Consider the following 17,393-nt stretch of genomic DNA (forward strand, 5'->3'; position numbering starts at 1 on the left):
GGTTCGGTCGGGGTGGATTCGCCCGGTTCCGTGAGGGCCGGGCGGGCGGATTCAGGGCTGCTTGTCCAGCCGCAGCGCGGCGCTGGCCGCATGGGCGTGCAGGCCTTCGCCCGTGGCCAGGGCGGTGGCGATGCGGCCCAGCGTCTGGGCGCCGGCGCGCGAGACCTGGATCAGGCTGCTGCGTTTCTGGAAATCATACACGCCTAGCGGCGAGGAAAAGCGCGCCGTGCGCGCGGTGGGCAGCACATGATTGGGCCCGGCGCAGTAATCGCCCAGGGATTCGGAGCTGTAGGCTCCGAGGAAAATCGCGCCGGCATGGCGGATCAGGGGCAGCAGGGATTGCGGGTCGCGAGCGGAGATTTCCAGGTGTTCGGGGGCGATTCGGTTGACGATGTCACAGGCCTGCTCCAGGCTGTCGGTGCGGATCAGGGCGCCCCGGTTGGCCAGGCTGACGCGCAGGATGTCGGTGCGCGGCTGCGTGGGCAGCAGGCGTTCGATGGCGGCCTGGACAGTATCCAGATAGTCGCCGTCCGGGCACAGCAGGATGGCCTGGGCGAGCTCGTCGTGCTCGGCCTGGGAGAACAGGTCGATGGCCAGCCACTCGGCCGGGGTGCTGCCGTCGGCCACGATCAGGATTTCGGACGGGCCGGCGATCATGTCGATGCCCACAGTGCCGAAGACGCGGCGCTTGGCCGCTGCGACGTAGGCATTGCCCGGGCCGACGATCTTGTCCACTGCCGGCAGCGTCGCCGTGCCGTAGGCCAGGCCGCCCACAGCCTGGGCGCCACCGATGGCGAACACGCGGTCCGCCCCGCCCAGGGCGGCGGCGGCGAGCACCATGGGGTTGCGTGTGCCGTCCGGCGTGGGGGTGACCATGATCAGTTCGGGCACGCCGGCGACCTTGGCCGGGATGGCGTTCATCAGCACCGACGAGGGGTAGGCGGCCTTGCCGCCCGGCACGTACAGGCCGACGCGGTCCAGCGCGGTCACCTGCTGGCCCAGCATCGTGCCGTCGGGCTCGGTGTAGGTCCAGGTCTCGGCGCGCTGGTGCTCGTGATAGCGGCGCACGCGGTCCGCCGCAGCTTCCAGGGCCTCGCGCTGATCCGCGGGCAGCCCGTCCAGGGCCTTCAGCCAGTCGGCGCGGGGAATCTCCAGGGCCTCGAGCCGGTCGGCGCGGACCCGGTCGAAGCGCGCGGTGTAGTCCAGGATGGCCGCGTCGCCGCGCGTCTGGACGTCGTGCAGGATGTCGCGCACGGCGGTCTCGATGGCCTCGTCCTGCGAGGCATCGTAGGCCAGCAGCCGGGTCAGGGTGGCGTCGAAATCAGCGGAGCGGGCATCCAGACGGTGAATCAGGGGCATGATGAAAACCGGGTCGGAAAAGGAGTCGGCGCTCAGGCGATTGCCATCGATGCGCGGGCGAAGGCGTCCAGGAACGGTTGCAATTGTCCACCTTTCATCTTGAGGCTGGCCTGGTTGACGATCAGGCGCGAGGAGATCGGGCGGATTTCTTCGACCTCGACCAGCCGGTTGGCGCGCAGGGTGCCGCCCGAGGACACCAGATCGACGATGGCGTCGGCCAGGCCCACCAGCGGGGCCAGCTCCATCGAACCGTAGAGCTTGATGATGTCCACATGCACGCCCTTGGCGGCGAAATGCTCACGCGCGGCGCGCACGTATTTGGTGGCGATGCGCAGGCGCGAACCCTGGCGCACGGCGGCCTGATAGTCGAACCCCTCGGGGGCGGCCACGCACAGGCGGCAGCGGGCGATGTTCAGGTCGATGGGCTGGTACAGCCCGCCGGGATGCTGCGCCATGTGCTCGTGCAGGACGTCCTTGCCGGCGATGCCGAAATCGGCCGCGCCGTACTGGACATAGGTGGGCACGTCCGAGGCGCGCACGATGATGATGCGCAGCGCGTCCGAGTCCGTGGGCAGGATCAGCTTGCGCGAAGACTCCGGATTTTCCGGGACGCCCACGCCGGCGGCCGCCAGCAGCGGCAGGGTTTCTTCGAAGATGCGGCCTTTGGACAGCGCCAGGGTCAGGAGAGAGTCAGCCATGTCGCTTCATTGGATGCGTTGGATGTCCGCGCCCAGCGTCCGGAGCTTGTGCTCCATGTGCTCATAGCCGCGGTCCAGATGGTAGATGCGTTCGACCGTGGTCTGGCCGCTGGCCGCCAGACCGGCGATCACCAGACTGGCCGAGGCGCGCAGATCGGTGGCCATGACGGTGGCGCCCAGCAACTGCTCGACGCCCTGGACCACGGCGGTGTGGCCGTCGATCTCGATGTCCGCGCCCATGCGGTGCAGTTCCTGCACGTGCATGTAGCGGTTCTCGAAGATGTTCTCGGTGATGACGGCGGTGCCTTCGGCCAGGGTGTTCAAGGCCATCAGCTGGGCCTGCATGTCGGTCGGGAACCCCGGATATTCGCTGGTGCGAAAGCCCGTCGCCCGGGGTCGGCCCGTCATGCGGGCGCGGATCCAGTCCGGCCCGGTGGTGATGTCCAGCCCGGCATCGCGCAGCTTGTCCAGCACCGCGCCCAGCGTGTCGGGGGCCGCATCGCGCAGGGTGATGTCGCCGCCCGTGGCCGCCACGGCGCACAGGAACGTGCCGGCCTCGATGCGGTCGGGCCCGATCCGGTGGGTGGCGCTGTGCAGGCGATCCACGCCTTCGATGACGATACGGTCGGTGCCGTGGCCTTCGATGTGCGCGCCCATGGCGATCAGGACCTTGGCCAGATCGACGATTTCCGGTTCGCAGGCGGCGTTTTCCAGGACGGTGCGGCCTTCGGCCAGGGTGGCGGCCATCAGCAGGTTTTCCGTACCGGTCACGGTGACCATGTCCGTGAGGATGCTGGCGCCGCGCAGGCGGTCGGCCTCGGCCACGACGAAGCCATGGTCGATGTGGATGCGCGCGCCCATGGCGGCCAGGCCCTTGATGTGCTGGTCCACCGGCCGCTGGCCGATGGCGCAGCCGCCTGGCAGGCTGACCCGGGCGCGGCCGAAGCGCGCCACCAGCGGCCCCAGCACCAGGATGGATGCCCGCATGGTCTTGACCAGTTCGTAGGGAGCCTCCTGGCTGGCGACCTGATCGGCCTGCAGGGTGACGCGAGGTCCGTCGCCGCGCTGCGTGCGCACGCCCATGCGTTCGAGCAGGGTCAGGGTGGTGCCGATGTCGCGCAGGTCGGGGACATTGTCCAGTTCCAGCGGTTCGGCGCTCAACAGCGAGGCGCAGAGGATGGGCAGGGCGGCGTTCTTGGCCCCCGAGATGGAGATTTCGCCGTGCAGCGGCCGGCCGCCCTGGATCAGCAGTTTATCCATTGCTCTTGGCGGCCTCGTATTCCACCGGCGTCAGGGTGCGCATCGACAGGGCGTGGATCTCGGCGCGCATGCGCTCGCCCAGCGCCTGGTAGACCGCCTGATGACGGGCCAGCGTGCGTTTGCCCTCGAAGACGGGGCTGACGATCAGGGCCTCGAAGTGGGCGCCGTCACCGTAGACCTCGAGGTGGTCGCAGGGCAGATTGTCGGCGATGTATTGACGGACGTGATCGGGGGTGGGGGGCATAGGGTCAGCTCCGTAGTTTGTAGCCGCGCCCCAGCAGACGCAGGGCGAACAGGCTCAGGGCCACGGCGACGGCCAGGACGATGGTCAGGCCGCGCCAGGGAGAGATATCGGATGCCGCGAAGAATCCGTAGCGGAAGCCGTCGATCATGTAGAACACCGGGTTCCAGCGCGAGACCTCCTGCCAGAACGGCGGCAGACTGTGGATCGAGTAGAACACGCCCGACAGGAAGGTCGCGGGCATGATCAGGAAATTCTGGAAGGCGGCCAGCTGGTCGAATTTCTCGGACCACAGGCCGGCGATCAGGCCCAGGACAGCGAGGATCCAGCACGACAGCACCGCGAACGTCAGCATCCACAGCGGGGCGCTGACCGGCAGGCGCACGAAGAACAGCGCCACCAGCCAGACACAGACGCCCACGGCCAGCCCGCGGGCCACTGCCGCCAGGATGTAGGCGGAGAAGATCTGGCGGTGCGAGAACGGCGGCAGCAGCACGAAGATCAGATTGCCGGTGATCCGGCTCTGGATCAGGGACGAGGATGGATTGGCGAAGCTGTTTTGCAGCATGCTCATCATCATCAGTCCGGGGATGAGGAAGGCGGTGTAGGAAATCGTGCCATACACCCGCACACGGTCTTCCAGCACGTGGGAAAAGATCAGCAGATAAAGCAGCGCCGTCACCACCGGAGCGGCGATGGTCTGCAGGCCGACCTTCCAGAAGCGCATCAGTTCCTTGTTCAGCAGGGTCGGAAAGCCCGAGCCCATCTCGGGGCGGGCCTGGGAGACGGGGCGGATCACAGCTCGGCCTCCAGCGCGGAATCGTCCATGATGCGCACGAAGGCATCCTCGAGGTCGGTGCCGCCGACGCGCGACATCAGCGCCTGTGTGGTGTCCAGCGCCACGATCTGTCCGGATTTGAGCATCGCGACGCGCTTGCACAGGGATTCGGCTTCTTCCAGGTAGTGGGTGGTCAGCAGGATCGTGTGGCCGGCCTGGTTCAGGCGCGTGATGAAATCCCACAGTGTGCGGCGCAGGTTCACGTCCACCCCGGCGGTCGGCTCGTCCAGGATGATCACGGGCGGACGATGCACCAGGGCCTGCGCCACCAGCACCCGGCGTTTCATCCCGCCCGAGAGCTCGCGCATGTTGGTCTCGGCCTTGTCCAGCAGCCCCAGGTTGTCCAGAATCTCGTCGATCCAGTCGTCGTTGTCGCGCAGGCCGAAATAGCCGGATTGCAACCGCAGGGTCTCGCGCACCGTGAAGAAGGGATCGTAGACGATTTCCTGGGGCACCACGCCCAGCGACTGGCGCGCCCGGCGAAAGTCGTTGACCACGTCGTGGCCACAGACCTGGGCGCTGCCGCGGGTGGCATGGGACAGGCCGGCCAGGATGGAGATCAGCGAGGTCTTGCCTGCTCCGTTGGGACCCAGCAGTCCGAAGAATTCACCATGTTCGACGGTCAGGCTGACATCGCGCAGGGCCTGGAAGCCCGCGGAGGCGGGACGGCCGCTGAGGCGCTCGCGCCAGGTTCGCTGGTGCGGCGCGTAGATTTTGGAGACGTGTTGCAGGTCGAGAGCGGGCATGGCGGGTGATGCGCCCTGAAATGGGCGCCATCTGCCATTATAAGCGGTCGAAGCAGGTGCTTGCCGCCGCCCGGCGCGACGCGCAGCGGGCCCGGCCTGTCCGGACGGGCCGGAACCGCCGCCACGGGCGGCGTGGCCCTTTGCACGGTCCTTGACGCCTGCGCGGAGAGGGCCGTATTCAGTACCCGTGCGGCAGGCCTGAAACCGGTCAGTTTTTCGCGTTCAGGGCCGAGATCAGCCCGTCGATTCCGCTGCGATTGATTTCGGAGGCGAACTGGTTGCGGTAGTTCTGGATCAGCCAGATGCCCTCGACGTTCAGGTCGTAGACCTTCCAGCCGTTGTCCGACTGTGTCAGCCGGTAGTCGACACCGATCGCCGGGCCGTTCTGCTGCGAGATCGTCGAACGCACCACGGCGTCATCGGCCTTGGGATCGCCCCGGAAGGGCTGCAGGGTGATCTGTGTGCCTGACGTCACCCGCGTGAACGCGCCGCTGTAGGTGCGGATCAGGGTGCCCGTGAACGCCTTGACCAGCGCGTCCTGCTGGGCGGCCGAGGCCTGACGCCAGTAGCGTCCCGCTGCCAGGCGCGTGGTCTTGTTCATGTCGATGTACGGCAGCGCGTAGCGGCGCACCAGCGCGGCGATATGGCCGGCATCGCCCTGCAGCGCCTGAGGGTCGGCCTTGACCGCATCGAGCATGTTGTTGGCCACGGCCTCGAGGAAGTCGTTCGGGATGGCCCTGGGGTCGACCGGCCGCTCGGCGGCGCCGGCGGAGGGGGCGGACAGCGCCAGGGCCGCGCCCAGCAGGCACGGACTGATCGTCCGGCGCAGGAAGAGCAGGAATGCAGGAAAACTCATCGTCATCTCCGTGTGACACCCGCCCTCGTGGCGGGGCGGGCCGACGCCCGGGCCGGATGCGGCCCAGGGCGTGCGGGTTCATTTGGGTGTGGCTTCCGGATCATCGTAGACCGGCAGGTTCTGATCGGCCGGTGCCGCCACCTTATCCAGGTCGTCGGTGGTCGTGGCGCGCGCGCGCTGCTGGCGACTGTCCAGCATGGCCTTGCGGCGTTGCAGGTACGCGTCGCGGATGAAGCTGTATTTGTCGAGCGCGATCTTGTCCACCAGACGATCGGCCTCCAGGAGGCTGGCGCGCTGATCCACGAAATACAGGCCCAACAGGGAGTTGCGGGCCGGCACATTGTCGATGGCGAAGACCGCGGTGGTCGGGGTGCCGGGGATGAAGAAGGTGGCGCCGGTGGCCACGGTGTCGCGCACGGTGCTGGGGCCCATGAAAGGCAGCACCACATACGGGCCGGCGTTCAACCCCCACACCCCCAACGTCATGCCGAAATCATTGGGGATTTTGCGCGCCCCGTGCATCGAGGCGAAGTCGATGCAGCCGCCCAGGCCCGCCGTGCTGTTGAACAGCACCCGGCCGAAGGAATCCACGAAATCGCGGCCGCGCCCCTGCAGCAGGCTGTTGATGCCCGACCAGACGTCGCCCAGGTTGCCGAAGATGTTGCTGATGCAGGTCCGGATCGGGCTCGGGGTGATGGTCTCGTAGCCCGTGGCGATGGGCTTGAGCACCGCGCGATCCACCGCATCGTTGAACTTGTACATGCTGCGGTTATAGGATTCCCAGGGATCGTTGGGCGAGGGATGCGGAACCTGCGCGCAACCGGCCAGCAGGGTGGCGGTCGCCAACATCAGTCCGGGACGTGTCCAGCGGTGTTGGGAACGCGGTGTGGCCGTTGGCGGGACGGAGAGGATCATGTGGTATCTCTTGCAGTCGGTATCAATGCGGCATAAAGCAGGATCGAAAGCTTTCAAGTTTGCTTATTGTAAAGGGCGGTCAGCGGCTGGTCCCTGCGTGCTGGCGCCTTGCGCGTTCTGCTTCGTGCCTTCTTTTTCGGCCGAACTGTAGAGGAATTTGCTGATCAGATCCTCCAGCACCACGGCGGATTGCGTGAATTCGATCGTGCCGCCATCGGCCAGGTTCTTGTCGTCGCCGCCCGGGGTCAGGCCGACGTACTGCTCGCCCAGCAGGCCCGAGGTCAGGATCGAGACCGAGGAATCCTTGGGAAAGGCGTAGGTTTCCTGGATGTCCAGTGTGACTGTGGCCTGGAATCGCTGGTTGTCGAAGCCGATGGCGGCGACCCGTCCGACCACCACGCCACTGCTTTTGACCGGGGCGCGGACCTTCAGTCCGCCGACGTTCTCGAAGTATGCATGTACCTGATAGGTGGATGCGAAAGAAAAGGAGCTCATGTTGCCGGCGCGCAACGCCAGGAACACCAGGGCGAGCAGGCCCAGCAGGATGAACAGGCCTACCCAGAAATCGGTTTTTTCGCGTGTCATGAATTCGTTCCGCAGGTTTCGGTTGGCGAACAGTCGGGGTCAGTGCGCGAACATCAGCGCCGTCAGCAGGAAATCCAGTCCCAGCACCGCCAGTGCGCCGCTGACCACGGTGCGGGTGGTGGCGCGCGAGACCCCCTCGGGCGTGGCGCGCGCCGTCCAGCCCTGGTAGAGGGCGATCAGGGTCACGACGACGCCGAAGACCAGGCTCTTGATGACGCCGTTGAGCACGTCGTCGATGACGTCCACGCCGCTTTGCATCTGCGACCAGAAGGCGCCCGGGTCGATGCCGATCAGCACCACGCCCACGAACCAGCCGCCCAGGATGCCGACCATGGAAAACACCACGGCGAGGATCGGCATGGCGATGACGCCGCCCCAGAATCGCGGCGCCAGGACGCGACGGATCGGGTCCACGGCCATGACTTCCATGGCCGAAATCTGTTCGCCGGCCTTCATCAGGCCGATTTCCGCCGTCAGCGATGTACCCGCCCGTCCGGCAAACAGCAGCGCCGTCACCACCGGTCCGAGTTCGCGCGTCAGCGTCAGGGCCACCAGCAGGCCGAGGGCTTCTTCGGAGCCATAGCGGTTCAGGGTGTAGTAGCCCTGCAGGCCCAGCACGAAGCCCACGAACAGGCCCGAAACCCCGATGATCAGCAAGGAGTGGTTGCCGATGAAATGAACTTGCTGGGCCGTCAGGCGCGGGCGGCGCAGCAGCACGCCGCTGCGGGCCAGGAGGGCGCCGAACAGGCGGGCGAAGGCGCCCAGGCCGGTGATCATGGACACGAAACCGTGCCCCAGGGCGGCGATGCGGCGGGCGAGTCCGTTCATGCGGCTTTCCGGGCGGCCAGCCAGCGCTCGAAGGCCGACGTCAGGGGATAGTGAAAGCCGATCGGCCCGTCGGGCCGGCCCTGCAGGAACTGCTGCAGGTATTCGTCCTGCGAGGCCGACAGTTCCGCCGGGGTGCCCTGGGCCATCAGCCGGCCCTGGCCGATCAGGTAGACCTGGTCCACGATGGCAAAGGATTCCGCCACGTCGTGCGTGATCAGGATCGATGCGCAGCCCAGTTGATCGGTCAGCGTGCGGATCAGCTGGGCCGTGATGCCCAGGGAGATCGGGTCCAGTCCGGCAAACGGCTCGTCGTAGAGGATGAGTTCGGGCTCCAGCACGATGGCCCGGGCCAGGGCCACGCGCCGCGCCATGCCACCGGAGATCTCCGAAATCCCCAGGTGCGCGGCGTGCCGCAGGCCCACGGCCTGGAGTTTGTCCAGCACCCGTTCCAGGATCTGTTGCTCGGACATGCGGGTATGTTCGCGCAGCGGGAAGGCCACGTTCTCAAAGACGTTCAGGTCGGTGAACAGCGCGCCGCCCTGGAACAGCACGCCCATGCGCTGGCGCACGGCGCGCAGCGGCTCGCCGCGCAGGCCGGCCATGTCCTGGCCGAACACGCGGATCCGCCCGCCCTGGGGCGGCAGCTGGGCGGTGACCGCCCGCAGCAGCGTCGTTTTGCCCGAGCCCGAGCCGCCCATCATGGCCACGACCTGTCCCGGCATGACCCGCAGGTTGACGTCGCGCAGCACGGTGAATTCGCCGTAGCCGAGCGAGACGCCGTCGAAGACGACGAGAGGATCGGAAGAGGAATTGTTCATCGGGGCAGGGGCATTCACCTGTTCTGTGAGGGGGATTGTACCCGTGAGCCCCTTGTGTTGCTTATTTGCCCTCTCTGAGCAGCCCTCTCTGAGGTCGGTCGGGTTCAGGCCTGCTGGGCCAGGCCCAGTTCGGCGAGCAGCCAGTCGCGGAAGATGCCGATGGTATGCCGTTGCTGGCCGCTGCTGGCGTAGGCCAGGTGGTGGCCTGTGTAGTGAATCTCGCGCTCCTGCCCCGCGAGCGGGCGCACCAGCCGGCCATTCAGGATCTCGCGTTCCGCGAGGCGGGTGGACTCCAGTGCGACGCCCAGGCCATCGGCCGCTGCCGCGATGGCGAGAAAACTGCGGTCGAAGCGGGCCCCTTGCGGGGTGATGATGGGCATTCCGTTGAGCTCGAACCATGAGGGCCAGCGGAACTGCTTGTATTCGCTCTGGATCAAAGGCACCTGAGCCAGGTCCGCGGGATGCCGGATGCGGGCGGCCATCTCCGGACTGCACAGTGGGGTCAGCAGTTCCTCTCCCAGCGGGATGGAAATGGCGCCTTCGGAGCGGGGTTTGCCGTAGGTGATATCGATATCGAATTCATCCGTGCCGAAGCGCACGTAGTCGGTGCTTGCCGCCATGCGCAGATCGATCATGGGGTAAGCGGCGAGGAATTTAGACAGGCGTGGCGCCAGCCATTGCGCGGCGAAGCTCGGTGCTGAATGCAGTCGCAGGACGGTGGGGCCGCGCGCCGCGACGGTTTCGATGCCGTAACGTAAATCGTCGAAGGCGCGATTCACGTGCCGATACAGATATCCACCCTCCGGAGTCAGGTGAATTTCTCTTGTGCTTCGCACAAAAAGTCGAATGCCCATGCCTGCCTCAAGTTTGCGGATCGCATGACTGATTGCGCTGGGTGAAAGCGCTAATTCATTGGCAGCATTGCGAAATGATCCGGTTCTGGCCGCCGCTTCAAAGGCGCGCAGCAAGGAAAGAGGAACAGCCTGGAACATGCTCACCTCATCGAACAGGTGAAATCAATTCATCAATTATTGCAGACTTATCGTTTGTCGGGGTAGGACCGGCCACCTACCATGGAATCCAGCATTTCAGAACTGGATCAGGAGACCGAACATGCTATTGAAAGATAAGTCCGTCGTCATTTCCGGGGCCGCTGGCTTGCGCGGAATCGGCTATGCCACGGCGCAATTGTTTGCGCAGCAGGGCGCGCGCGTCGCCATTCTCGACCTGGACCGTGATGCGGCCCGGGCGGCGGCCGACTCGCTCGGAAAAGGGCACCTGGGTCTGGACTGCAATGTGGTCAGCCGTGAGGACTGTCAGAAGGCTGTGCATACCGTCACGTCCGAATTCGGCGCCGTGGACGTGCTCATCAACAATGCCGGGATCACCCAGCCCGTCAAGATCATGGAAATTGATGCAGGCAGCTGGGATCGCATCATGGATGTCAACCTGCGTGGCGTGCTGAACCTGAGCCAGGCGGTGATTCCGGGGATGCGCCGCCGTCGTGCCGGGTCTATCGCCTGCATGTCTTCGGTCTCTGCCCAGCGGGGCGGGGGTATCTTCGGTGGCCCGCACTATTCCGCCGCCAAGGCCGGGGTGCTCGGGCTGGCCAAGGCGATGGCGCGTGAACTGGGGCCCGACAATATCCGCGTCAATTGCGTCACGCCGGGTCTGATCCAGACCGACATCACAGGCGGCAAGCTGACCGACGACATGCGGGCCGAGATTCTCAAGGGGATTCCCCTGAATCGGCTGGGCGAGGCGAAAGACGTGGCCAAGGCGTATCTGTTCCTGGCGTCGGATCTGTCCTCCTATGTGACGGGCGCCGTCATCGATGTCAACGGCGGCATGTTGATCCATGGATGAGGGAGTCATGAACATGCAGAACCTCAAGGAGGTGCCCGTGCGCACACGGGCCCAGATTCTGGCAAAACTGAGCGAGGATGCCTATCGGATCCGCCGCTATGCCCTGCGCATGGGCGAAGTCCAGGGGCAGGGCTATATCGCCCAGGCGCTGGGCATTGCCGACATGCTGGCCGTGGCCTACGGGCATGCGCTGGCCTATCGTCCGGATGATCCGGAATGGGAGGGGCGCGATCGTTTTCTGCTGTCCCATGGACACTATGCCATCGCGTTTTATGCGGCGCTGATCCTTGCGGGCATCCTGCCCGAGAAAGAACTCGAAACCTATGGTTCCGACGACAGCCGTCTGCCCATGTCCGGCATGGCCAGCTATACCCCGGGAATGGAGATTTCGGGGGGATCGCTTGGTCATGGTCTGGCGATCGGTGTCGGGATGGCGCTGGCCCTGCGCCAGAAGAGCAATCCCGCCTTCGTGTACGTCTCGATGTCGGACGGTGAGCTCGATGAAGGGGCTGTCTGGGAGGCCGCCCTGTCGGCTGCGCACCATGGTCTGGGCAACCTGATCAACCTGGTCGACGTCAACAATCAGCAGGCCGATGGCCCTTCGTCTGGCGTATTGGGTTTCGAGCCCCTGGGCGACAAGTGGCGGGCCTTTGGCTGGCACGTGCAGGAAGTCGACGGCAATGACCTGGCGGCTGTCTACGAGGCCTTCAACGCCGCGCGCCAGCACGCGGACGATCAACCGCGCGTCATCCTGTTGCGCACGCGGATGGGCCGTGGTGTTCCGTTCCTCGAAGCACGCGAAAAAAATCATTTCATCCGGGTCGATGAACACGAATGGCAGCAGGCCATCGAGGTTCTCGATGCGCAATACCAGGGAGACCACGCATGAGCCAGACCGCCACCCCTCCGGTCCGCCTGAAGACCTCGGCCATGATCGCCTCGATCGCAGCGGAAGGGCAGACAACACGACCGGCCCCCTTTGGTCATGCGCTGAATGCCCTGGCTGAGCAGCGCCCCGACCTCGTGGGGCTGACCGCCGATCTGTCCAAATATACGGACTTGCACATCTTTGCCGCCGCGCATCCGAAGCGGTTCTTCCAGATGGGCATGGCCGAGCAACTGCTGGTGGCGGCGGCGGGCGGCATGGCCAAGGAAGGCCTGTTGCCGTTCGTCACGTCCTACGCGGTCTTCGCCACCCGGCGCGCCTATGACTTCATCCATCAGATCGTGGCCGAGGAACACCTGAACGTGAAGCTTTGCTGCGCTCTGCCGGGTCTGACGACCGGCTACGGCCCCAGTCACCAGGCGACCGAGGATCTCGCGCTGATGCGCGCCATCCCTGGCATGACGGTGGTGGATCCCTGCGATGCGCTTGACATCGAGCAGGCCGTGCCCGAGATCGCGGCGCATCGCGGACCCGTGTATATGCGCCTGCTGCGCGGCAATGTGCCGGTAGTGCTCGACGAGTACGACTACCGGTTCGAGCTGGGCAAGGCGAAGCTGTTGCGCGATGGCCGGGATGTGCTGGTGATCTCCAGCGGACTCATGACCATGCGGGCGCTGGAGACCGCACAGAAACTGCAGGGCAGCGTGGATGTCGCGGTGCTGCATGTGCCCACGATCAAGCCGCTGGATGAGGCAGCCATCCTGCATGAGGTGCGCCGCAGCGACCGGCTGGTCGTCGTGGCCGAAAACCATGCCGTGATCGGCGGCCTGGGCGAATCGGTGGCCAGCCTGCTCGTCCGTTCCCGCCTGTCGCCGCAATTCCGTCAGGTTGCGCTGCCCGACCGGTTCCTGGATGCCGGGGCGCTGCCGACGCTGCACGATCGTTACGGTATTTCCACTCAGGCATTCGTCCAGTCCATTCAGTCCTGGCTCTAGCCCGGATGCCGGGCGGCGCGCGGAGGAAGCGCCGCTGTACGCGCAGTACCTTGGTTTCGATATTCATAAAGGAGACAACCATGAAGATGACTCGTCGCACATTCGTCCATACCCTGGGTGGCCTGGCCACGATTGCCGCAGCGCCCCTCTGGATCGGACAGGCTCGTGCCGCCACCAAACTCACCCTGGGCCATGGGGCTGCCCCCGGCAACCCGCGCGCCGTGGGCGCCGACAAGTTCGCCGAACTCGTGACGCAGAAAACCGGCGGCAGTGTACAGATCAATGTCGCCGGCTCGGAGCAGCTGGGCAACGACGTCGCCATGCTGACCAGCCTGCGCACGGGTGTGCTCGATTTCACCATCAACAGTCAGGGCGCCACAGGCGGGATCGTCCCTGAGATCAATGCATTGGGACTGCCTTTTCTGTTCCAGGATGCGGATCATGCCTATAAGGTGCTGCAGACCGAGATCGGCGCCAATCTGGCCGGCCGCATGAAAAACAAGGGCCTGGTGCTGCTGGACTGGTGGGATAACGGGGTCCGCCACATCAGCAACAGCAAGCGGCCGATCCAGGCGCCAGGCGACTTGTCGGGCCTGAAGATCCGTACGCCCGCCGATTCCATGACGATCGATATTTTCAAGGCGCTGGGGGCGGCAACCGAGCAGATCGCTTTCAGCGAACTCTATATCGCCTTGCAGCAAGGGGTCGTGGACGGACAGGAGAATCCGCTGGCCAACATTGCCAGCTCAAAAATCTACGAAGTCACGCCCTATATCAGTCTTTCGGCGCACAAATGGGAAAGCACGCCTTTCCTGATGTCGCGCATGGCCCAGGGGCGGCTCAAGGAAGCGGAGATGCAGGCCGTCATGGCAGCTGCCAGGGAAGCAGGAGACCTGCAACGCAGCCTGATGGGAGATGCTGACAAAAAATATCTGGCGCAGTTCAAGGCGGACCAGAGCCTGAAGGTCAATACCGTGAACCGACAGGCTTTCCAGCAGGCGACGGAGTCGGTGAAAGTCGCCTGGCAAGCCAAGCCCTTTGGCGATTTCGTCAAAAAGATCCTGGCGGCAGCTGGATGATGGGGGCCGCCATGAAATCCCGGATTCTTGATTCCGAGCCGCCTTCCCGGGAGGCGGGTGCCACGTGTTCATGGGTGTGGCGCATGACGACCGTGCTCGATGCCGTGATCGCCCGGGTTTGCGAATTCCTGGTGATGGCGACGACGGTGGTACTGCTGGTGTTGCTGGGTGCCAATGTGATCGTGCGATATGCCCTCGAACAAGGAGGCATCGAATGGATCAGTGAGGTTCCGGCCCAGCTGTTTCCCTGGATGATTGCCGCCGGGATCGTGCTTGCCACGCAGCGTGGCAGCCATATCGCCGTCGATTTCGCCTACAAGTTCATGGGTGAGCTGGGCGGTCGCCTGCTGGCGATCGTCATCCAGGTGCTGGTCGCGCTGGCCTATGGCGTACTGTTCACCGTGGCCTGGCAGGTGGCCGACATCGTCTCGGTCGAGCGCAGCCCGCTGCTGGGTATCGCCGGAAGCTGGGGCTACTACGCCCTGATGTTCGCCGCGGCCGGGACGGTATTGAGCAGCCTCACCATTCTGCTGCGGGTCATGCTTGACGGCAAGGATGCGCTTCCACAGCCCAACCCCGAGGAGAGTGCGACATGATGCTCATACTCAGCGTGACGTTTTTCTGCCTGTTGTTCCTGGCCGTGCCGGTGGGCCATGTCCTGATGATCGCCTCCGGTGTGGCGGTGGCCGCCTCCGATTTTCCGCCGCTCCTGGTCATCGCCCAGCAGATGTTTGCGCCCACACAGTCCTTTCCGATGTTGGCGCTGCCCTTCTTCATCCTGGCCGGAAGCCTGATGATGAGCGGCGAGCTGGGGCAGAATCTGATCGACTTCGCCACGACGCTGGTACAGCGCTATCGTGGCGGTCTGGGGTCGGTTTCGGTGGTCGGCTCGGCGGTATTCGGCGGGGTCTCGGGCTCGGCCGTGGCCGATGCGACCGCGTTGGGATCGATGTTGATCCCGTGGCAGAAAAAGGAAGGCTATCCGGCCGGTTTCACGGCGGCCAACAATGCGGCCTCGGCCATGATCGCGGTGTTGATCCCTCCTTCGATTCCATTGATTCTGTATTCCCTGGTCTCGGGGGAGTCGATCAGCGCGCTGTTTTTTGCCGGCGTGCTGCCGGGCCTCATGATCGTGGCCGTCTTTGTGGTCGTCTGCAATCTGTCCGCCCGGATGCGCGATTTTCCCTATCGCCCCACGGCGTTCGATTGGCCCAGGTTCCGGGTGCTTTTCAGGAAGGCCTTGCCGGCCCTGATCCTGCCGATCATGATCCTGGTGCTGCTGCGTTTCGGTGTGGCTACCCCGACGGAGGTCTCGGTCCTGGCGACGCTGTACGCGCTGGCCATGGGGGTATTCGTCTATCGTGACATGACGCTGGCGCGCTTTCGCTCGGCGATCATCAGCGCCGGGGTCTCCACCGGGGTGGTGATGCTGGTGATCATGGGATCGTCCGCAGTCGGGTGGCTGGCCACCTATGCTCAGATTCCGCAAAGCTTTGCCGCCTGGTGCGTGGCGACGCTGAAGGAGCCATGGCTCATCATCCTGGCGATGAACGGCATCATGCTCGTGGTCGGCATGTTCATTGACCTGCCCGCAGCCATCCTGCTGCTGGGCCCGATCTTTGTGCCGCTGGCGCAGACCATCGGCCTCGATACCTTGCAGCTGGGCCTGATGATGGTGCTCAATCTGAGCATCGGGCTGTTCACCCCGCCGGTCGGGACGACCTTGTTCATATCCAGCACCATTGCACGGGTGTCGATCATCCAGGCGACGCGGGAATTGATCCCGTTCTACGGGGCCACGTTGCTGATTCTGGCGCTGTTCAGCTATCTCCCGTTCTTGACGTTGCGTTAGGCAGTGGACACGCGCATCGGGACGCACGACAAGGGCCGGAGCGGGCCAAAGCCCGCCCCGGCCCTTGTCGTGCCGATCCGGCGAGTCGGATGAATGCCGCCCGGTTCAGCGCGGCAGGACCGTCGACCCCATCAGATACTCGTCCACCGAGCGCGCGCATTGGCGTCCCTCGCGGATCGCCCAGACCACCAGCGATTGCCCGCGCCGCATGTCGCCCGCGGCAAAGACCTTGGCCCTGGAGCTGCAGTAATCGTCCGTGTTCGCCCGCACGTTGCCGCGTCCGTCGACTTCGACCCCGAAGGCATCCAGCACCGAGCGCACCGGCGACACGAAGCCCATCGCCAGCAGCACCAGATCGGCCTGGATCTCGAACTTCGAGTCCTTGACCTCGCGCATTTTCATCTGGCCCGTGGCCTTGTCCTTGAGCCATTCCAGGCGCGTGGCGACCAGCTTTTCGACCTTGCCGCCCTTGCCCTCGAAGGCCTGCGTGCCCACCGCCCAGTCCCGCTGGCAGCCTTCCTCGTGCGAGGATGACGTCCGCAGACGGATCGGCCAGTAGGGCCAGGTCAGCAGCTTGTCTTCTTCCTCCGGCGGGCGGAACATCAGCTCGAACTGTGTCACCGACGCCGCCCCCTGGCGGTTGCTCGTCCCCACGCAGTCCGATCCCGTGTCGCCGCCGCCGATCACCACCACATGCTTGCCTTTGGCGCTGATCGGCTTGGCGATGCGGTCACCACGGTTGAGCTTGTTCTGCTGGCGCAGAAAATCCATGGCGAAATGCACCCCGCGCAGCTCGCGGCCCGGCACCGGCAGATCGCGCGGCTGTTCGGAACCGCCCGACAGCACCACGGCATCGTATTGCGCCAGCAGTTCGTCGGGAGTCACGACGGTCAGCCCGTCCTCCGCATGCTCCGCCAGACCCACGTAGGTCGAGGGCAGGAATTCCACGCCTTCGGCCTCCATCTGCGCCAGACGCCGGTCGATGTGGGATTTTTCCAGCTTGAAGTCCGGGATTCCGTAGCGCAGCAGTCCGCCGATGCGGTTGTTCTTTTCGTAGACGGTCACGCTGTGTCCCGCGCGCGCCAGTTGCTGGGCGCTGGCCAGGCCGGCCGGCCCCGAGCCGACCACGGCGACCCGCTTGCCCGTCTTGCGCGCGGGCGGCTGCGGCACCACCCAGCCTTCCTGCCAGCCGCGCTCGATGATCGTGTGCTCGATCGATTTGATGCCGACCGCGACGTCGTTCAGGTTCAGCGTACAGGCGGCCTCGCAGGGGGCGGGGCAGATGCGGCCGGTGAACTCCGGAAAGTTGTTGGTCGACAGCAGCACGTCGAGCGCCCGCTTCCAGTCCTGGCGATAGACCAGGTCGTTCCAGTCCGGGATGATGTTGTTGACCGGGCAGCCGTGGGTGCAGAACGGCACCCCGCAGTCCATGCAGCGCGCGCCCTGGACGCGGGCCTCTTCGTCGGTCAGCGGCGAGACGAACTCTTTCCAGTGACGCAGGCGGGATTCCGAAGCCTCATAGGTCGGCGCGACCCGGGAGAATTCCATGAAACCAGTGATTTTTCCCATGA

The 17,393-nt window shown here is 65.2% G+C and carries 19 protein-coding genes; 6 read left to right on the plus strand and 13 right to left on the minus strand.

Annotated elements, in window-relative coordinates; all coding sequences use genetic code 11:
* Positions 1-51: 51 nt before the first annotated feature.
* The 12 genes from hisD to ACK5JE_RS05645 form a co-directional block, all read right to left on the minus strand.
* On the minus strand, positions 52-1,359 hold the full coding sequence (gene hisD / locus ACK5JE_RS05590; protein WP_416800710.1) for a histidinol dehydrogenase: 1,308 nt from the start codon (positions 1,357-1,359) through the stop codon (positions 52-54).
* A gap of 32 nt (positions 1,360-1,391) precedes the next feature.
* Positions 1,392-2,057 (minus strand): ATP phosphoribosyltransferase, encoded by a 666-nt coding sequence (gene hisG / locus ACK5JE_RS05595; RefSeq protein WP_416800711.1) that lies wholly within the window; start codon positions 2,055-2,057, stop codon positions 1,392-1,394.
* A 6-nt stretch (positions 2,058-2,063) separates the two neighbouring features.
* Positions 2,064-3,317 (minus strand): UDP-N-acetylglucosamine 1-carboxyvinyltransferase, encoded by a 1,254-nt coding sequence (gene murA, locus ACK5JE_RS05600; RefSeq protein ID WP_416800712.1) that lies wholly within the window; start codon positions 3,315-3,317, stop codon positions 2,064-2,066.
* Positions 3,310-3,561 carry a BolA family protein gene (locus ACK5JE_RS05605; protein WP_416800713.1) on the minus strand — a complete coding sequence of 84 codons (252 nt, stop codon included), beginning with the start codon at positions 3,559-3,561 and terminating at the stop codon, positions 3,310-3,312. The genes murA and ACK5JE_RS05605 overlap by 8 nt, the downstream gene beginning before the upstream one ends.
* A gap of 4 nt (positions 3,562-3,565) precedes the next feature.
* Positions 3,566-4,324, minus strand: a complete 759-nt coding sequence (locus ACK5JE_RS05610; RefSeq protein WP_416800760.1) for an ABC transporter permease — start codon at positions 4,322-4,324, stop codon at positions 3,566-3,568.
* A gap of 29 nt (positions 4,325-4,353) precedes the next feature.
* Positions 4,354-5,142 carry an ABC transporter ATP-binding protein gene (locus ACK5JE_RS05615; RefSeq protein WP_416800714.1) on the minus strand — a complete coding sequence of 263 codons (789 nt, stop codon included), beginning with the start codon at positions 5,140-5,142 and terminating at the stop codon, positions 4,354-4,356.
* Positions 5,143-5,350: 208 nt separating this feature from the next.
* Entirely contained in the window at positions 5,351-5,998 is a 648-nt protein-coding gene (locus ACK5JE_RS05620) for an MlaC/ttg2D family ABC transporter substrate-binding protein (RefSeq protein WP_416800715.1), read from the minus strand.
* A gap of 78 nt (positions 5,999-6,076) precedes the next feature.
* Complete coding sequence (locus tag ACK5JE_RS05625; RefSeq protein WP_416800716.1) at positions 6,077-6,913, minus strand: VacJ family lipoprotein; 837 nt, start codon at positions 6,911-6,913, stop codon at positions 6,077-6,079.
* A 63-nt stretch (positions 6,914-6,976) separates the two neighbouring features.
* Positions 6,977-7,498 (minus strand): outer membrane lipid asymmetry maintenance protein MlaD, encoded by a 522-nt coding sequence (gene mlaD, locus ACK5JE_RS05630; protein ID WP_416800717.1) that lies wholly within the window; start codon positions 7,496-7,498, stop codon positions 6,977-6,979.
* A gap of 39 nt (positions 7,499-7,537) precedes the next feature.
* Positions 7,538-8,326 carry a lipid asymmetry maintenance ABC transporter permease subunit MlaE gene (gene mlaE / locus ACK5JE_RS05635; RefSeq protein ID WP_416800718.1) on the minus strand — a complete coding sequence of 263 codons (789 nt, stop codon included), beginning with the start codon at positions 8,324-8,326 and terminating at the stop codon, positions 7,538-7,540.
* Positions 8,323-9,144, minus strand: a complete 822-nt coding sequence (locus ACK5JE_RS05640; RefSeq protein WP_416800719.1) for an ABC transporter ATP-binding protein — start codon at positions 9,142-9,144, stop codon at positions 8,323-8,325. The genes mlaE and ACK5JE_RS05640 overlap by 4 nt, the downstream gene beginning before the upstream one ends.
* Before the next feature lie 104 nt (positions 9,145-9,248).
* A complete protein-coding gene (locus ACK5JE_RS05645) occupies positions 9,249-10,136 on the minus strand; it encodes a LysR substrate-binding domain-containing protein (protein WP_416800720.1) in 888 nt (295 codons plus the stop codon).
* 121 nt (positions 10,137-10,257) lie between these two features.
* Between ACK5JE_RS05645 and ACK5JE_RS05650 the strand changes: the two genes are divergently transcribed.
* The 6 genes from ACK5JE_RS05650 to ACK5JE_RS05675 all read left to right on the plus strand — a co-directional run bounded on the left by ACK5JE_RS05650 (position 10,258) and on the right by ACK5JE_RS05675 (position 15,822).
* Positions 10,258-11,010 (plus strand): SDR family NAD(P)-dependent oxidoreductase, encoded by a 753-nt coding sequence (locus ACK5JE_RS05650; RefSeq protein WP_416800721.1) that lies wholly within the window; start codon positions 10,258-10,260, stop codon positions 11,008-11,010.
* Between the two features lie 109 nt (positions 11,011-11,119).
* Complete coding sequence (locus ACK5JE_RS05655) at positions 11,120-11,899, plus strand: transketolase (RefSeq protein WP_416800761.1); 780 nt, start codon at positions 11,120-11,122, stop codon at positions 11,897-11,899.
* The gene (locus tag ACK5JE_RS05660; protein ID WP_416800722.1) at positions 11,896-12,891 is read left to right on the plus strand and encodes a transketolase family protein; all 996 of its coding nucleotides are present in this window, start codon (positions 11,896-11,898) and stop codon (positions 12,889-12,891) included. The genes ACK5JE_RS05655 and ACK5JE_RS05660 overlap by 4 nt, the downstream gene beginning before the upstream one ends.
* Positions 12,892-12,971: 80 nt before the next feature.
* Positions 12,972-13,970 (plus strand): TRAP transporter substrate-binding protein, encoded by a 999-nt coding sequence (locus ACK5JE_RS05665; RefSeq protein WP_416800723.1) that lies wholly within the window; start codon positions 12,972-12,974, stop codon positions 13,968-13,970.
* An 83-nt stretch (positions 13,971-14,053) separates the two neighbouring features.
* On the plus strand, positions 14,054-14,566 hold the full coding sequence (locus tag ACK5JE_RS05670; RefSeq protein ID WP_416800724.1) for a TRAP transporter small permease: 513 nt from the start codon (positions 14,054-14,056) through the stop codon (positions 14,564-14,566).
* Positions 14,563-15,822 carry a TRAP transporter large permease gene (locus ACK5JE_RS05675; RefSeq protein WP_416800725.1) on the plus strand — a complete coding sequence of 420 codons (1,260 nt, stop codon included), beginning with the start codon at positions 14,563-14,565 and terminating at the stop codon, positions 15,820-15,822. Before ACK5JE_RS05670 ends, ACK5JE_RS05675 begins: the two co-directional genes overlap by 4 nt.
* Positions 15,823-15,927: 105 nt before the next feature.
* Here ACK5JE_RS05675 and ACK5JE_RS05680 read toward each other — a convergent pair whose 3' ends face one another.
* On the minus strand, positions 15,928-17,391 hold the full coding sequence (locus ACK5JE_RS05680; RefSeq protein WP_416800726.1) for a glutamate synthase subunit beta: 1,464 nt from the start codon (positions 17,389-17,391) through the stop codon (positions 15,928-15,930).
* Between the last annotated feature and the right edge of the window lie 2 nt (positions 17,392-17,393).

It is taken from the genome of Castellaniella sp. (assembly GCF_047971665.1).
Lineage (GTDB): Bacteria > Pseudomonadota > Gammaproteobacteria > Burkholderiales > Burkholderiaceae_B > Castellaniella.

What these genes read in the sequence shown, in the direction of transcription:
- ACK5JE_RS05655 (WP_416800761.1), top strand. Translation starts at nt 11,120, where the DNA reads ATGGGCGAAGTCCAGGGGCAGGGCTATATCGCCCAGGCGCTGGGCATT.
- ACK5JE_RS05640 (WP_416800719.1), bottom strand. Translation starts at nt 9,144, where the DNA reads ATGAACAATTCCTCTTCCGATCCTCTCGTCGTCTTCGACGGCGTCTCG.
- ACK5JE_RS05675 (WP_416800725.1), top strand. Translation starts at nt 14,563, where the DNA reads ATGATGCTCATACTCAGCGTGACGTTTTTCTGCCTGTTGTTCCTGGCC.
- hisG (WP_416800711.1), bottom strand. Translation starts at nt 2,057, where the DNA reads ATGGCTGACTCTCTCCTGACCCTGGCGCTGTCCAAAGGCCGCATCTTC.
- ACK5JE_RS05620 (WP_416800715.1), bottom strand. Translation starts at nt 5,998, where the DNA reads ATGAGTTTTCCTGCATTCCTGCTCTTCCTGCGCCGGACGATCAGTCCG.
- ACK5JE_RS05665 (WP_416800723.1), top strand. Translation starts at nt 12,972, where the DNA reads ATGAAGATGACTCGTCGCACATTCGTCCATACCCTGGGTGGCCTGGCC.
- mlaE (WP_416800718.1), bottom strand. Translation starts at nt 8,326, where the DNA reads ATGAACGGACTCGCCCGCCGCATCGCCGCCCTGGGGCACGGTTTCGTG.
- ACK5JE_RS05680 (WP_416800726.1), bottom strand. Translation starts at nt 17,391, where the DNA reads ATGGGAAAAATCACTGGTTTCATGGAATTCTCCCGGGTCGCGCCGACC.
- ACK5JE_RS05645 (WP_416800720.1), bottom strand. Translation starts at nt 10,136, where the DNA reads ATGTTCCAGGCTGTTCCTCTTTCCTTGCTGCGCGCCTTTGAAGCGGCG.
- ACK5JE_RS05610 (WP_416800760.1), bottom strand. Translation starts at nt 4,324, where the DNA reads ATGGGCTCGGGCTTTCCGACCCTGCTGAACAAGGAACTGATGCGCTTC.
- mlaD (WP_416800717.1), bottom strand. Translation starts at nt 7,498, where the DNA reads ATGACACGCGAAAAAACCGATTTCTGGGTAGGCCTGTTCATCCTGCTG.
- ACK5JE_RS05670 (WP_416800724.1), top strand. Translation starts at nt 14,054, where the DNA reads ATGACGACCGTGCTCGATGCCGTGATCGCCCGGGTTTGCGAATTCCTG.
- ACK5JE_RS05650 (WP_416800721.1), top strand. Translation starts at nt 10,258, where the DNA reads ATGCTATTGAAAGATAAGTCCGTCGTCATTTCCGGGGCCGCTGGCTTG.
- ACK5JE_RS05615 (WP_416800714.1), bottom strand. Translation starts at nt 5,142, where the DNA reads ATGCCCGCTCTCGACCTGCAACACGTCTCCAAAATCTACGCGCCGCAC.
- ACK5JE_RS05625 (WP_416800716.1), bottom strand. Translation starts at nt 6,913, where the DNA reads ATGATCCTCTCCGTCCCGCCAACGGCCACACCGCGTTCCCAACACCGC.
- hisD (WP_416800710.1), bottom strand. Translation starts at nt 1,359, where the DNA reads ATGCCCCTGATTCACCGTCTGGATGCCCGCTCCGCTGATTTCGACGCC.
- ACK5JE_RS05605 (WP_416800713.1), bottom strand. Translation starts at nt 3,561, where the DNA reads ATGCCCCCCACCCCCGATCACGTCCGTCAATACATCGCCGACAATCTG.
- ACK5JE_RS05660 (WP_416800722.1), top strand. Translation starts at nt 11,896, where the DNA reads ATGAGCCAGACCGCCACCCCTCCGGTCCGCCTGAAGACCTCGGCCATG.
- murA (WP_416800712.1), bottom strand. Translation starts at nt 3,317, where the DNA reads ATGGATAAACTGCTGATCCAGGGCGGCCGGCCGCTGCACGGCGAAATC.